13 protein-coding genes are annotated in these 16,075 nt (G+C 44.4%); all 13 read left to right on the top strand.

The genetic code is table 11. The features are described 5' to 3' along the window. The first annotated feature begins 165 nt into the window (after window positions 1-165). The 13 genes from ABGV42_RS30205 to ABGV42_RS30145 all read left to right on the top strand — a co-directional run bounded on the left by ABGV42_RS30205 (window position 166) and on the right by ABGV42_RS30145 (window position 16,074). Complete coding sequence (locus ABGV42_RS30205) at window positions 166-756, top strand: M15 family metallopeptidase (RefSeq protein WP_347385022.1); 591 nt, start codon at window positions 166-168, stop codon at window positions 754-756. A gap of 727 nt (window positions 757-1,483) precedes the next feature. Beyond that, on the top strand, window positions 1,484-2,482 hold the full coding sequence (locus tag ABGV42_RS30200; protein WP_347385021.1) for an ABC transporter ATP-binding protein: 999 nt from the start codon (window positions 1,484-1,486) through the stop codon (window positions 2,480-2,482). A 4-nt stretch (window positions 2,483-2,486) separates the two neighbouring features. Next, a complete protein-coding gene (locus tag ABGV42_RS30195) occupies window positions 2,487-3,419 on the top strand; it encodes an ABC transporter ATP-binding protein (protein ID WP_127537607.1) in 933 nt (310 codons plus the stop codon). Between the two features lie 7 nt (window positions 3,420-3,426). Continuing rightward, window positions 3,427-4,389, top strand: a complete 963-nt coding sequence (gene opp4B, locus ABGV42_RS30190) for an oligopeptide ABC transporter permease (RefSeq protein ID WP_239305419.1) — start codon at window positions 3,427-3,429, stop codon at window positions 4,387-4,389. Between the two features lie 27 nt (window positions 4,390-4,416). Next, a complete protein-coding gene (locus ABGV42_RS30185; RefSeq protein WP_347385020.1) occupies window positions 4,417-5,322 on the top strand; it encodes an ABC transporter permease in 906 nt (301 codons plus the stop codon). A gap of 17 nt (window positions 5,323-5,339) precedes the next feature. Next, window positions 5,340-7,166 (top strand): oligopeptide ABC transporter substrate-binding protein, encoded by a 1,827-nt coding sequence (locus tag ABGV42_RS30180; protein ID WP_347385019.1) that lies wholly within the window; start codon window positions 5,340-5,342, stop codon window positions 7,164-7,166. 299 nt (window positions 7,167-7,465) lie between these two features. Continuing rightward, window positions 7,466-8,359 carry a D-alanyl-D-alanine carboxypeptidase family protein gene (locus ABGV42_RS30175; protein ID WP_347385018.1) on the top strand — a complete coding sequence of 298 codons (894 nt, stop codon included), beginning with the start codon at window positions 7,466-7,468 and terminating at the stop codon, window positions 8,357-8,359. A gap of 108 nt (window positions 8,360-8,467) precedes the next feature. Next, window positions 8,468-10,897: a S9 family peptidase gene (locus ABGV42_RS30170; RefSeq protein ID WP_347385017.1), complete on the top strand. Its 2,430-nt coding sequence runs from the start codon at window positions 8,468-8,470 to the stop codon at window positions 10,895-10,897. A gap of 282 nt (window positions 10,898-11,179) precedes the next feature. Further along, window positions 11,180-12,772: an MFS transporter gene (locus ABGV42_RS30165; protein WP_347385016.1), complete on the top strand. Its 1,593-nt coding sequence runs from the start codon at window positions 11,180-11,182 to the stop codon at window positions 12,770-12,772. Between the two features lie 258 nt (window positions 12,773-13,030). Then, a complete protein-coding gene (locus ABGV42_RS30160; protein ID WP_347385015.1) occupies window positions 13,031-14,065 on the top strand; it encodes an LCP family protein in 1,035 nt (344 codons plus the stop codon). A gap of 180 nt (window positions 14,066-14,245) precedes the next feature. Next, on the top strand, window positions 14,246-14,671 hold the full coding sequence (locus ABGV42_RS30155) for a CBS domain-containing protein (protein ID WP_347385014.1): 426 nt from the start codon (window positions 14,246-14,248) through the stop codon (window positions 14,669-14,671). A 183-nt stretch (window positions 14,672-14,854) separates the two neighbouring features. Next, the gene (locus ABGV42_RS30150) at window positions 14,855-15,157 is read left to right on the top strand and encodes a MazG-like family protein (protein WP_095290575.1); all 303 of its coding nucleotides are present in this window, start codon (window positions 14,855-14,857) and stop codon (window positions 15,155-15,157) included. 5 nt (window positions 15,158-15,162) lie between these two features. Then, window positions 15,163-16,074: a DUF2232 domain-containing protein gene (locus ABGV42_RS30145; RefSeq protein ID WP_347385013.1), complete on the top strand. Its 912-nt coding sequence runs from the start codon at window positions 15,163-15,165 to the stop codon at window positions 16,072-16,074. The last annotated feature ends 1 nt before the right edge of the window (window position 16,075 follow it).

Below are 16,075 nucleotides of genomic sequence, written 5' to 3'. Positions count from 1 at the left end.
AGCCGGCTGCTTTTTTATGTTTTCAAAAGAAAGAGGACCTGATCGAATTGATGGAGAGAAGTAATTGGAATGCAAATGATTTATAATAGAATAGATTATAAATTTAAACAAATGATGAGCTGACCCAATATTCCAGTTATGACAGATCAAACATCAGGAGTGCATATGAAGACAATCAAGAAAAAAGAGCAGCAGAAGCAAAAGAGAAGCTTGCGTTTTTGGCTAATAGCTACGCTGCTGATATCAGTATTATATGTGTGGCTGCAACAAAAAGAGGATACTTATGAAATCTGGCCAGATCATATACAAGAGGTTGCACCCATCACAGGTCTCCATCCCGTTGTGGCGGAGAGTGAGCAGTTATTGGTACGCAAAGCAGCCAGACGTGGTATAGATATTGTTATTACTCACGGTTATCGTAGTATAGAAGAGCAGGATGAGCTGTTTAATCAAGGACGCTCCACCGCTGGGAATATAGTGACCAATGCCAAGGGAGGGGAGTCTTATCATAATTATGGACTAGCCATTGATTTTGCTCTTCGGACGCCGGATGGTGATGTAGTATGGGATATGGAACGTGATGATAACCACAATGGTCAAGCAGACTGGATGGAAGTTGTCGATATGGCCAAGGAGTTAGGATTTACGTGGGGCGGCGACTGGGCTAACTTTCCGGATTATCCTCACCTACAGATGGATTTTGGCTTAAGTATCAATGATTTGAAGCGTGGCAAACGCCCACCGGATTCACCATAACCGATCTAATTAAAATACAATTTAATGTATAAATATTGGATAAGTCTTGCATTTTGCAGGGCTTTTTTCATTCTTTTGTAAAAAAAATGATAAAAGATTACAATTAGTCCTTTACAGCAGCAAATAAATAAATCTATACTATAATAACTAGAATTTTAACATCGACTTAATGAATAGCATAAATATGATGGCATAGGCATAAATTTGCTATAAAGACAGCTAACATATACAAATCGGTCCATAGCAAATACATTCCACATACCTAACATTAGTATCTGTAATAAACAGTAAAATAACATAAAATTACAACTATAATGTTAGAATCATGTTATATTATATGCATTATCTATTCTTCCACTCCAGAACCTCACGTATAACGAGTCGAAATAATTTCGAAAATCCCTTGATATCCACCTTTTAAATATAACTAATACCCAAAACTGTATTACAAAAAACATTTATACCAAAAATCTCAAAATAATCATTGACGTCACCTAAATTTACACGTATGATTACATTAATTATTTTGCTGTATAATTCCGCTAGGAATTATCAACATTAATTGACCAATGGTCTAAATAACAATGTCGAAACTCGTTTCTCCTAATGAATTGGTATTTTGTATAAACTTTTGTTCGTTATCTTCAAGAACATGGAAATATACAGTAGATGCATTCTTATATACATGAATACAGTCTGCGGAAATTTTGGGGTTAGGGTGATTGATTTGAATACAGAGCTATTGGAAGTCAGAAATCTAACTACATCATTCAGAATTGAAGATGACTATTATGCAGCAGTTGATCACGTTAACCTTACGGTTAAGAAAAACGAAGTACTAGCGATTGTTGGAGAATCAGGATCAGGCAAGAGTGCATTCGCATTTTCAATTATGGGTCTTCACAACAAAGCCAAAATTGATGGCCAGATTCTATATAAAGGACAGGATATTGCGAATATCCCTCCTAACAAATTAAACAAACTCCGCGGTAAAGAGATGGGAATGATCTTTCAGGACCCACTTTCCGCATTAAATCCTCTGATGATCATTGGTGACCAGATCGATGAGATTCTGACACTACATCAACCTAAGATGTCTTCTAAAGAAAAGAAAGACAAGGTTATTGATCTGCTTAACCAAGTAGGGATTCCACGTCCCGAACAGATATACAAGCAGTATCCCCACGAACTATCTGGCGGTATGAGGCAGCGTGTTGTTATTGCAATTGCCATTGCAAATAAACCGGAACTGCTGATTGCCGATGAGCCTACAACAGCACTTGACGTTACGATTCAACTTCAGATTCTTGAACTTATCCGGGATTTGAAGAACGAGATCAATGCCGGGATCATTCTGATTACACATGACCTTGGCGTGGTTGCCGAGATGGCGGATCGCGTTGCAGTTATGTACGCTGGTGAAATCGTTGAGATTGCTGACATCTACACGCTAATGACCAATGCGAAGCATCCCTACACTAGATCTCTATTGAACTCTATTCCTACCATTACTGAAGAAAAACCGAAGCTGCATGTCATTCAAGGCATTGTACCTTCATTAAAGAATCTTCCTCGCAAAGGGTGCCGGTTCAAGGCCCGAATTCCATGGATTAGTGATTCGGCCCATGAAGAGAACCCGCAGATGCATGAAATTGCTCCAGGTCACTTTGTACGTTGTACCTGTTACCAGCACTTTCATTTCCCTGATCAAGCTGAGGAGGAATAACATAATGGCATTACTCGAAGTTGAAGGACTCAAAATACACTTTCCGATTCGCGGTGGATTGATCAAGCGTGAAATTGGCAGTATCAAAGCAGTCGACGATGTAAGCTTCTCTATTGAGCAGGGACAGACTTACGGCCTTGTTGGTGAGTCAGGATCAGGCAAGACGACTACAGGGAGGGCCGTCATTGGGCTCAACCATGTGACAGCTGGAAGAATTCTATTCAACGGCAAGGATCTTGCCAAAGAGCGGCGTAAAGATAGACAACTCCAGCGAGATGTACAAATGATTTTTCAAGACCCCTACTCTTCACTGAATCCCAAGAAGAGAGTTATCGACATTATTGCCGAACCTCTCCGCAACTATGAACGGCTGACAGCTACGGAAGAGAAGAGACAAGTCAGAGATTTGTTAGAAAAGGTAGGATTGAGTCCAGAGTCAATCTACAAGTATCCTCATGAATTTTCCGGAGGACAACGGCAGCGGATCGGAATTGCCCGGGCAATTGCATTGAAGCCGAAACTGATCATTGCAGATGAACCAGTATCCGCACTGGATGTATCCGTACAGGCACAGGTACTTAATTTCATGCAGGAGATTCAAAAGGAGTTAAATCTGACCTATCTGTTCATCAGCCATGATCTCGGAATCATCCGTCATATGTGTGATCAGATTGGAATTATGTATAAGGGTCGTTACGTAGAGCAAGGAACGACCGATGATATTTTTGAGAATCCACAGCATATCTATACCAAGCGTCTCATAGCAGCCATTCCGGATATGGATCCAACCAAACGTGACGAAATGAATGCTTTCCGTCAGATGGTCAAATCCGAGTACGAGAATTCATACCGAAATTTCTTTGATGAGGAAGGGCTTGCATACTCGCTCAAATCCATTTCCGATACTCACCGAGTAGCTCTACCTCAGAAAGGTTGAAGGCCATATGTGGAATATAATACTACGAAGAATCATGATTATGATCCCTCAGATCTTTTTGCTAAGTCTTTTGGTGTTCTTGATGGCCAAGGCGATGCCAGGCGACGCCCTCACCGGCTTGCTTGACCCGAGCATTGATCCTAAAGCTCTGGATGAACAGAGAGAACGACTAGGACTTAATAATCCATGGTATGTACAGTATTGGGACTGGATCAGAAATGCAGCACAAGGCGACTTCGGGCAATCTTTTCGATTTAAAATGCCAGTTATGGACTTGATTGGTCAAAGAATCTCAAATACATTCTGGCTGGCTGTTGCAACGCTTGTGTTCACATACTTGATTGCGATTCCACTCGGTATTATCAGTGGTCGTTACAATGATACATGGTCTGACCGTTTAATTACGGGTTACACCTATTTAGGTTTTGCAGCACCTTTATTTATTTTTGCACTCGTTATGTTATGGATTTTTGGGTTCCACTTTGGATTATTCCCAACTGGAGGTAGCGTAGCACCTGGACTTACCCCAGGAACATTTAGTTACGTTGCAAGCAAGTTCTATCATCTGTTATTACCGGCCTTATCTATGGCGTTAATTGCTACGGTATCAACTGTTCAATACTTACGTAGTGAAATTATCGATATTAAGCACAAAGAATTTGTTCTGACTGCCAGGGCCAAGGGCGCCTCGGAATCACGAGTTTACAATAGGCATATTTTAAGAAACTCTCTACTTCCGATCGCCGCATTCTTTGGTTATGAGATCACTGGACTTATCGGAGGTACCATTATCATTGAGAGTATATTCAGTTATCCGGGCATGGGTCAGCTGTTTCTTAACTCAATCTCTCTTCGGGATTTCAGTGTTGTGACTGCGCTTGTCCTGATATTTGGTATAGCTACAATTCTGGGCTCGCTGTTATCTGACATTATTCTTGGATTGGTAGATCCACGTATACGGATCAAGTAAGAACTTGAAGATTTTGGGGTGAATAAGATGAGCAAGGCCAATGATGTCGTTATAACTGCACAGAAGATTGATAAAAGCCCCTCTAGCTTGAGTATTTTATGGAGGGAGCTAGTCCGAGATAAAGTGGCGCTAATTTCGCTTATATTTTTAGGATTAGTGTTATTACTAGTCTACGGTACTGCTTTGTTCCTGGATCAGGACGAAATTGTTAAAGTGGATCTATTCGCCTTGTATGAGCCGCCTTCCTCACAATATTGGTTAGGAACAGACTACGGGGGCCGAGATGTATTTGGACAATTAGTCATTGGTACTCGGAACTCATTATCCATTGCCATTCTAGTTACGGTAATGACAGGTTTCTTGGGAATCGTGATTGGTGTACTGTCCGGTTACTTCGGAGGATTGATTGATAATATATTCATGCGTATAGTGGATTTCTTCATGGTTCTTCCGTTTATGATGATTGTTATCGCGTTTGTTACAGCAGTACCCAAATATAATATTACTTCGTTCTCGCTAATCATGACTGCTTTCCTATGGATGGGAATTGCCAGATTGATTCGGTCTAAGGCATTACAAGAGCGAGAACTAGAATACGTAAAGGCATCAAAAACGTTGGGTTCTTCCCATCTGAAAATCATGCTTTCACAGGTTCTACCCAATCTGAGTTCCATCATCATCGTAACGATGACATTGAACCTCGCTGCCAATATTGGCCTTGAATCCGGCTTGTCTTTCTTGGGATTTGGATTCCCTGAGAGCACGCCGAGTCTTGGAACACTTGTAAGTTATGCACGTAATCCGCAAACCCTGGAATTCAGATGGTGGATATGGCTACCTGCGTCAGTACTTATTCTGGTATTGATGTTGAGTATAAATAATGTCGGTCAAGCCCTTAAGCGTGCGACTGATGCAAGACAAAGAAGAGGTTAAAAAGGGAGGAAAGGTTCATGAAAAAGAGATTTTTTTCACGGGGACTATTTTTCACGATGATGTTGGTCTTTGTACTGGCGCTTGCGGCGTGCTCGGAGAAAGAGGCAGCAACACCAACGCCTTCTTCGAACACAGGGGAGACTAAGACAGAGGAGAAGCCTGCTAATGAAGAAGGCGTATACTCCATTGAGGATTTTAACAATGTTAAAACCAACGAGGGCACTGCCATTGAAGGTGGATCCATCACTTACGGGCTCGTGTCCGACACAGCATTTGAAGGAACACTGAACTATAACTTCTATTCCGGTAACCCTGATTCCGTAGTTCTCGGTTGGTTTGATGAAGGTTTGCTGACTTGGGATAAAGACTATGTATACACCAATGATGGTGCAGCAACGTATGAGACATCGGAAGACGGCAAAACGTTCACATTGACCATTCGTGATAATGTAAACTGGCATGACGGCAAGCCAGTAACAGCTGAAGATTTGCAGTTTGCGTTTGAGGTGATCGGTCACAAAGACTATGATGGTCCCCGTTACGATTCCAACTTCACAAATGTAGTAGGTATGGATGAATACCACGCAGGTAAAGCAAAAACAATTTCCGGTATTAAAGTGCTGAGCGACAAAAAAATCAGCATTACGTATAAAGAATCTACACCGTCCCTGCTTACAGGTGGCGTTTGGACGTATCCGCTGGCTAAACATATCTTCGGGGATATGGAAGTAGCAAAAATGTCCTCTTCCAAAGAAGTACGTGAAACTCCAATCGGTTTTGGCCCATTTAAAGTGGAGACCATTACTCCAGGTGAGTCTGTAACCTACGTTAAGAATGAAGATTACTGGCGTGGAGCTCCAAAACTGGATAAAGTGACTTTGAAAGTTATCAACCCAACAACGGTTGTTCAAGAATTGAAATCTGGCGGGGTAGACCTCGTGGATGCATTCCCGACAGAGCAATATAAAGACAATGCAGATATGTCCAACGTAGAATTCCTGGGTACAATCGATCGTGCTTATACGTACATCGGTTTCAAACTGGGTACATGGGATGAAGCAAATGGAAAAGTTGTAACGAATCCTGATGCAAAAATGGCTGACAAAAACCTGCGTAAAGCGATGTGGATGGCTGTAGACAACGACCAAGTTGGTAAACGTTTCTACAATGGTCTTCGTTGGAACGCAACAACATTGATTCCACCGTCTCACCCGGAATTCCATGATTCCAACAATCCGGGCGTAGCATATGATCCTGAAGCAGCAAAAGCATTGCTTGATGAAGCTGGCTACAAACTAGATGGCGAGTTCCGTACTAAACCCGACGGATCACCGCTGGAAATCAACTTTGTTTCTATGACAGGTGGTGACATCGCTCAACCTTTGGCCCAATACTATGTTCAATCCTGGGCAGCAATTGGTCTGAAAGTGAACCTGGAAATGGTTGAGTTTAACAGCTTCTATGACCGCGTTGGTAACACAGGTAAAGATGATCCAAACATCGATGTATATCAAGCAGCATGGGGCGTTGGTATTGACGTAGACCCAGCAGGCTTGTATGGTCGCGATGCACTGTATAACTTCTCCAGATTCTCAAGCGAGAAAAATGATGAGTTGCTTGCAAAAGGTGTCTCTGCTGAAGCCTTTGATGTAGAAAAACGTAAAGAAATCTACAATGAATGGCAGCAGTACATGGTTGATGAAGTTCCAGTATTCCCAACATTGTACCGTGCTGTTGTAGCACCGGTGAACAAACGCGTGATGAACTACGCTATTGGTGATGGAACGGGTATCTACCTGAACGATCTGGCTGTCAACGCAGATAAACCAGTAGTGGCTGAGTAATCATAATTTTAATCTATCTTTAAGTGCCTTGTTTTCAAGAAAAGGTTACTTTCGATTCAATGTAGCAACCATAAGGATTGGGGTCCTTTGATGAGTTCGGTTGCTAGATCAGTTGAAGTAATCCTTCTAGGTACAATAAAAAGTGTTTTCCAAACATGGATTCTATCACTCTGGCATGGGGTGGATAGAGTCCATGTTTTTTTGATGACAAAAAAATAAAAAAAATTTAACTTTTTTGCAAAAAAGTGCAGACCAAATGCCTCTTTCCTTCGTCTATATCTATAAGAGGTGATTCACGGATGAGAATATGGTGGAAACGGGCAGGAATGCTGCTGGCTCTGCTGGTCATTATATATGTGGGTGTTAAACCGGACATGCTGATAGGCAAACCGGGAATCAAGGCGGAATCTGCAGTGCTGATGGATTTGAGTACAGGCAAGATCTTGATGGATTATAACGGTTCGATGGAAATGGCCCCTGCAGGTATCAGCAAATTGATGACAGAGCTGCTTGTTATGGAAGCGGTCATGAATGGCGAGGTACGCTGGGATGATGCTGTTGATGTGAGCCTGTATGCAAGTTCAGTGGGGGGCACTCAGCTTGCACTCAAGCAAGGTGAGAAATTCACGGTACAAGAGCTATTCCAGACGATGGCGGTGTATTCTGCTAATGATGCAGCTGTTGCGCTTGCAGAGCATATTAGTGGTACAGAACAGTCATTTGTACAGAAGATGAATGAGAAATCCTCGGAGATAGGCATGTCAACGGATACCGTCTTCACGAACTCAACAGGTTTAAGTGAGAAGCAGCTGGGTCCTAACCGTCCTAATGTGATTGAGGGACAGACGGTCATGACCGCTGCGGATGCATGCAAACTTGCACAATATCTGATTGAAAATTACCCCGAAGTATTAAAGATCTCCAGCCAAACTCAGGTCTCCATGCATCAAAAGGGTATTTATATGAGTAACACGAACTGGATGCTGCCCTCTATCGGAGGACCTTACGCTTACGATGGCAATGATGGATTGAAGACCGGCTATGATCCACAAACAGGCTACCATTTTGTAGGAACAGCAGAACGCGATGGCAAAAGGTTAATCTCAGTCGTATTCGGTACAGAAAGTCGTGAAAGCCGCTTTAACGAAACACGTAAACTGCTCAATTACGGTTTTTCTGGCTCCAAGAATTAGATGTTGCTGCGGTATTTCCCTCACTGTAAACTTATGGATTATCATGGTAAAATGATTTACGAATAATTCCAAATTATTCTGTAATTCACTTATAAGGGGGACTTAATATTGAACGCAATTAGCAAAAAGGTATATGCTGTAACGCTAACCATGGCCATGTCGATTGCTCTGATTCAGCCTGCAGTTCAGGCAGCAGAAGCAAGTAGGCCTACAGCAGCCGTTGCTGAAGCCATAACCTCGAAGGCAACACAGACGCTCCAGCAACTGGGATACATAGATGGTACAACAGATGGAATGCAACAATCACAGACACCGATAACACGTGCTCAAGCGGCAATCATCTTACAACGTGTACTTAAACTCGACGCACCTGTTTCCCTTACAGGCTTTGCTGATGTTCTGGCCCAAGATGAAGCCGCGCCAGCAATCTATGCACTGAAGCAGAGTGGTCTCATTCAAGGACAAGCCAAAGGCTACGCTCCGGATGCACCACTCACGCGTGCGCAGATGGCCTCATTATTTACCCGGGCATTTGAATTGAAGGATAACGGAATTCAGGTCGTTTACAGCGATATGAAACAAATTCCCGCTGTGCATACCGAAGATGCGGTCCGCCTTAAGCAGCATTTTATCATTGAAGGCAGTGCATTTAATGCCAAAGGTACGGTAACCCATGGTGAATTTGCCGAAGCATTGTATTTGGCACTTGGGCTTGATGTAGCAGCGGAGGGACTTACACCACTGGAGGACTTCTTCAAGCAGCCTGCTCAGGCTGGATTCCAGATGTCGCCGGATGGCAAACATATGGCCTATCTTGAACCGTGGAATAACCGTATGAACGTTGTGGTTAAGGAAAATGGCGGCTCAGGTCAGCCGATCCGGATCACGAGTGAAACAGATCGTAGTATTGCTGCCTTTGTATGGGCTACTGATGATAAGCTGCTCTATGTGAAGGATGAAGCCGGAGACGAGAATTATCATATTTATGTTACGGATATCGATGGCAAAAACAGCAAGGATTTGACTCCATACCCCAATACAAGAGCCATGTTAGTTGATCCGCTGGAGAACATTCCAGACGAAATTCTGGTGGGGATGAACAAACGCGATCCTCGGATCTTCGACGTATACCGCATCAACATTAAGACAGGCGAAGCTGTGCTCGCCGCCGAGAATCCAGGTAATATCTCGGGCTGGTTAACAGACCACGAGGGTAAGATTCGTGTAGCCGTATCCAGTGATGGCAACGTATCTTCGTTAATGTATCGTGAGTCAGAGGATAAACCGTTTGAGCCATTGCTAACCACAGAGCTTGGAGAGACGTTTGTTCCACTAATGTTCACCTATGACAATAAGAATATCTATGTTGCGTCCAACCTGGACCGAGATAAAACAGCTATCGTAGAATTTAGCCCTAGCACCAAGAAGGTAACTAGAACCATTTACGAAAACAAGGATGTGGATGTAAGCAGCTTCGTGCCTTCAAAAGAGAAGGGGACGATTCTTGCAGCAGTTTATGAGACAGACAAGGTAAACTATGAATTCTTCGATGACGAGTTCAAAAAATTAATGCAGGATCTTCAAGCCAAAGTTCCCGGCAAGGAAGTTAGCATTTCCAACATGAGCGAAGAAGGTCAGGTCCTGTTCGCCGCTTATAGTGACAAGTCGATGGGTACCTATTATTTCTACGATTCGAAGACAGGCAAGCTGGACAAACTGGCTGATGCTGCACCATGGATCGATGAGAGCAAAATGGCGGACATGAAACCTATAACATATAAGTCACGCGATGGTTTAACGCTGCATGGTTATCTGACCCTGCCTAATGGAGCAAAAGCTGCCGGGCTGCCACTCGTTGTTGTTCCGCATGGCGGCCCATGGGCTCGTGATTCATGGGGCTTCAATCCGGAAGTCCAGTTCCTCGCCAGCCGCGGGTATGCTGTACTTCAGGTAAATTTCCGTGGGTCCACCGGGTATGGCAAAGCGTTCCTGGATGCAGGAAACAAAGAGTGGGGCAAAGCGATGCAGAACGATCTTACGGATGGCGTGAACTGGCTGGTTAAAGAAGGAACAGTTGACCCAGAACGTGTAGCCATCTATGGCGGATCTTATGGAGGTTATGCAGCACTAGCCGGACTGGCATTCACACCGGAAGTGTATGCGGCTGGAATCAGCTATGTGGGACCTTCCAATCTGTTCACCTTACTGGATTCTCTTCCGCCATATTGGGAGTCCGAGCGGAACATGTTCTATGAGCGCATGGGTGATCCGGAGAAAGACAAGGAGCTGCTGACCGCAGCCTCACCATTGTTCCACATTGATCAGATGAAGGCGCCGCTGTTCGTCGTACAGGGTGCGAATGATCCACGGGTAAAACAGGCAGAGTCTGATCAGATCGTGGAAGCACTGCGCGAACGTGGCGTAGATGTACCTTACATGTTAAAAGCGAACGAAGGCCACGGCTTCGCCAATGTCGAGAATCAGCTTGATCTGTATCATGCCATTGAAAAATTCCTCAATCGTCATTTGATGCAGTAATAACTATATCTAAGTACTTCTTTTGGCTATATTAAGCAGCATCAGGTTATTTCCATAATGAACCCAGCTGTCCCCCAGGTTAGACTCGATTCAACCTGGGGGCAGCTTTTTTCAATAAATTAGGCTATAAATCACTGTATATTCATATTAATGAATTGACATATGAAATCCATTTGTTTTAAAATGACCAATGAGTCATTATTGTTTGAATTTGTTTAATATATATGTATTATCCCGGCTGTACGCTGGGCAATCGTGATCTGATCGGGGAGGTAACAAGAGATGCAAAAACAAATGAAATGGCCGCTCATTTTATTTGCAATAGGGGTATTCATGGCTGCACTCGATAATGGTATTATCACGTCATCGCTGACAACGCTAAATGCTTCGTTTGGCGTATCTCCGACGTGGGGAGCATGGACAATCACCCTCTATACACTTGGTCTTGCGGTGAGTGTGCCGATTGCAGGCAAGCTGTCCGACCGTTATGGCCGTAAAAAGCTGTTTTTGATTGAAGTCGCATTGTTCGGAATAGGCTCCTTGCTTGTCGCACTGAGTCCATCGTTTACCTTCTTCCTGATTGCACGTGTCATCCAGGCGCTGGGTGGTGGCGGGATCTTTATCATTGCCAGTTCGTATGTGCTGAGCAAGTTCCCTGCTGAACGTCAGGGTACAGCCTTGGGCCTGCTTGGAGGCATGAATGGTGTTGCAGCGATTCTAGGGCCGAACATTGGTGCATTTATTTTGGATATTACGGGAAACTGGCACTGGTTATTCCTCATTAATGTACCGATTGCCATTCTCTTATTTATCGCAGGCATTCGATTTATCCATGAAGAACAGGAGTTAAACCGAGCTGCTGTGGACTGGAGTGGTATAGCTGTTCTAACACTCGGGGTACTGAGTTTGATGTACAGCTTCAGTAATCTGGACGGTGTAGATATGCTGCAGAGCCTCGGTTCGCCGATGTTCTATGGTTTCTTCCTGGCAGGTGTAGTTACTCTGGTTCTCTTTTACTTTTTGGAAAAAAGGCTGGAAGGCTCACAACGTGAACCTGTCGTATCGACTCAACTTCTTGGCATTGCGTCCTTTCGGTGGACGCTGCTGATTGCCTTTTTCTCTGGAGCAATTCTGGCATCCGTGATCTTCATTCCAGGCTTCGTGGAGCAATATCTGGGTGTATCCAGCACAGCTTCAGGTTATTGGTTTACCCCACTTGCTTTGGCTTCAGGAATTGGTGCAGGTGGTGGTGGTTACCTGGTCGACCGCAAAGGACCGATCTGGACCTTATCCGTGGCCGGCTTGCTGTCTGCGATTGGATTCCTGCTGTTCCCGCTATGGGTAGAGCATATCTGGCAGTTCGTCATTGCGAGCGTACTTGTAGGGATCGGTTTCGGCATGATGCTGGGGGCACCGGTAAACGTGCTCGTCACGGAACAAGCTGGTGAGAACAATAAGGGAATTGCCGTGGCAACCAGTTCCTTATTCCGCCAAATGGCTATGGCCATTGCGCCTACCATCTTTGCAGGATTTCTCGCGCGTTCGTTCTCCAACTTGGGCTCCAATATTCAGACAGGGCTCGCTGATCAGGGAATTCAGGTTCCACCAGAAGCGCTTCAACAGTATGCATCAGGAGCAGGCGGAGCATCGGGAAGTGATGTCGCAAGTCTGACGGAAGGAATGTCCCAAATTCCCGACCCGGGTATCCGGGATGTACTGCTCCAAGCCGTTCATCAAACGACAGGTCAAGGTTACAACGGGCTGTTCTGGTCTGCCGTTATTTTCAGCGTGCTGACCCTGGCAGCTGCCCTGATCACTGGACGTTTGCGTACACGAGAGAAAAACAAACGCTTGGATACAGTATCCACCAATTGACCTCATAGAACCGATATACGTATAATTTGAAGAGAGCAGCCTTACCTTTGAACGAGCCAAAAAGGAAGTGCTGTTCTTTTCAATTTAACCGTATTGTAACTTTTCGTCCTGTAGCAATGTTTAAAATAGAACGAGCATGAGCGTTGTTCCCTGTCCAAGATAGAGAAAGTTCAGAGAGCACCGTGTCATAAGCAGTTCCAGACGTTTAATGGTGTGTAGTATCGAATTTCATTTTGACAGTGAAGAAGGAATCGATGAATGAAAAGCAGAACTAAAGAAAAGAAGAAGAAAAGAAGAAAAGGCATATATATAACCCTCGTGTCGCTCGTTGTTTTGTTAATTGGCGGGTATTTGTTTCGCCAGCAGCTGGCTGTAGCTGCATTTGATCTGTTCCTGGCAGGCTCTGTAGAGGGCCAGTTGTCCAAATCGTATGTTCCGCAGGAGGGCAATAAAACGCCTGACCCGACCGTTTATCGCAAAGAGCCGTTTTCTGTGCTGCTGCTTGGTTCCGACAAACGTGCTTACGAGAAAACGCGTGGTCGCTCGGATACGGTCATGTATGCCGTTGTCAGACCGAAGGAATCACGTGTATTGCTCGTCTCCATCCCCCGTGATACGTATGTACAGATTGTTGGACGTGATGCCGACAAGGATGGCGTAGATGATTATGACAAGCTCGCACATGCCTACGCTTTCGGAGGGGAGAATATGTCCATCAACACGGTGGAGAAGTTTCTCGATGCGGATGTAGGCTACTATGCTACGATTAATTTTGACGGAATCAAAAAGGTCGTTGATGCATTAGGTGGTGTCAAGCTGCCGATTGAAGAGGATATCGTGAACAAGGATCCGAATCATGTGCAATTCACGATTGAAGGTGGCAAGCCAATCTATGACGGTCAGGAAGCCTTATATTATGTAAGATACCGCGAGGATAGTGATTTTAATCGTACCAAACGGCAGCAGATTTTCCTGAACGCCATGGCGAATGAAATGCTGAGTTTGAATCAGATCACGAAAATCCCGGAATTGATTCAGATTATGGGAGAAAACTTCCAGACGGATATGCAGCCATCTTTTATTACTGATCTGGCCAAACAGGTCTTGACTCAGGATAAACCGCAAATCTCGAGCTTCACGATTCTCGGCGAAGGAATGCGCAAAGACGGCATCTATTATGGTCAAGCGGATGAGAAGGATGTCCAATATGCCAAAGAGCTGATTAACAACTGGATGGATGAGTCGACCCCAGCCGGTGAAGTCATGATTCCAGACCGGCAAGCGATCGAATAATGAATTCCATACAGGCAATGTGTGCATGACAACCATCAGCAGTACGTTAACGAGCGGGCTGCTGATTTTTTTTCATGGGAGGTCAATTTCAACCTTTTGGAACATCTTGCGTTTTGATTCGTATAATATAAGTTGAGGCGTAACTTGAAGCAGAAATACACAAGGAGGATACGTAAGGGTATGAACATCGCATTTTTTTTGCTGCCTAAGCAAGAGGTTACCTGTGTAACGTCGGATTCTACTCTGCGGCAAACGTTGGAACGGATGGAATATCACCGGTTTACGGCGGTACCCATTTTGAATAAGGAAGGCAAATATATAGGCACGGTCACCGAAGGCGATCTATTGTGGTATATGAAAAACGCTGAGGGAAAGATTACATTTGAAAACGCTTCAAAATTTCTGCTCAAAGATGTACCTCTTCGCCTCGATATTAAGCCAGTATCCATTGATGCCAATATGGAAGACCTGATTAACCTGGCCAAGGTGCAGAACTTTGTGCCTGTAGTCGATGATATGGAACGCTTTATCGGTATTGTACGGCGCAGTCAGATCATTGAATACTGTGAAGGCATTGTCTCCAGAGAATCCATGAAAGCCAAGTAAGAAAAGCTCAATTGAAATTAGGTTCAGTGAACGCGGATAATCAGAGCCTCTCAGTATCATGTTAAGCATTAGGAAGCATAAGAAGCGCGGGCAATTACCTGCCATGGGGGATGATTTTGTGGACCCCCTTTTTATGCTATAATGGAGAATAAAGCTTTTTCGGGGAGAGTGACTTTCGCCAATATGCCTAAAGAACTGGATGTAGCCAAACGCGCTAAAGTGATTGAATGGCTGAAAACCGAAGTACTTGACCAGGTATCCCGATTGTTTAAAGCGTTATGGGAAGGCAGTACCTCCCGAATCGGGGACAGTCTCGCCAGTCTGATGATGAGTAGTTACATATTGGGCCGCAGGCTCGGTATTCCGTTCAAGGATCTGGATGCATTGTTAATTGAGAAGTTGAGAAAGCACAAATCGGAAGGTCACCAGCTTGAAGACTGGTACCAAGATATATCCGCGCTAGAAGATCATATGCGTAAGAGGTGAATTTGTTGAAATTTAGCTTGAAGTCAGCCGTCTGGAGCGCAGTTTACCTGCTCTTGCTGCTTTCGCTGTTAACTCCTTTATCGGTTCTCGCCATATTTTTCATGATGGTACCCGGAGTTATTTTGTATGCTTCCTTATCTGTAAAATCGTTTATATGGCACCTTGTTCCGGTAGCGGTCATATTAGTCTTGTTTCATCCGATATATCTATTACTCTTGCTGCTGTTTACCCTGCCTGCGATCATTATGGGTAATGCGTATAAGAAAAGGAAATCGGCCTTGTTCGCATTATTGGCGGGAACCGGAGCTATGCTCGCAGAATACCTGCTGCTTTTGCTGATTGGAAGTGTCATCTTCCAATTCGATCTGTCGAGTTACATTGATGATGTGGTGAGACTTACGGTTGAACCACTAACGAATACGTCTAATCAAATGGTAAATGGGTTTGCGTGGACACCTGAAATGACTCAGGATGTAGCAAGGCAGACCCAACTCATGATTCCGTTCGCTTTGGTGGTGACATCCATGGTGATGGCGCTTATCACACACGTGATTGCTCGTCCTATTTTGAATGTGATGGGTGTATCCGTATCGAAGCTGCCACCTGCGCGCGAATGGCGCATGCCTCGTGCCCTGATCTGGTATTACTTCTTGGCACTGCTCTTTGAGGTCATTTCCAGACAGAGCGATGGAACCTACTGGACCATGATTGCGATGAACTTGTCGCCTTTGATTAATCTGGGCTTCATGATTCAAGCCATCGGCTTCTTCTTCTTCTTGGCACATGCGAAGAAGTGGAACCCGGTTATACCGTATTTGCTGGCGGTTGCGGTCTTCTTCATCGGACCGCTTCGGATTATCGGGATTATCGATCTGGCGTTCCCGCTTCGCGAGGCAATATCGAGACCAAAACGTTAGG

Source organism: Paenibacillus pabuli, from assembly GCF_039831995.1.
GTDB lineage: Bacteria > Bacillota > Bacilli > Paenibacillales > Paenibacillaceae > Paenibacillus > Paenibacillus pabuli_C.
The sequence above is the reverse complement of the archived record's forward strand: the minus strand, read 5'-3'. Positions and strand labels throughout refer to the sequence as shown.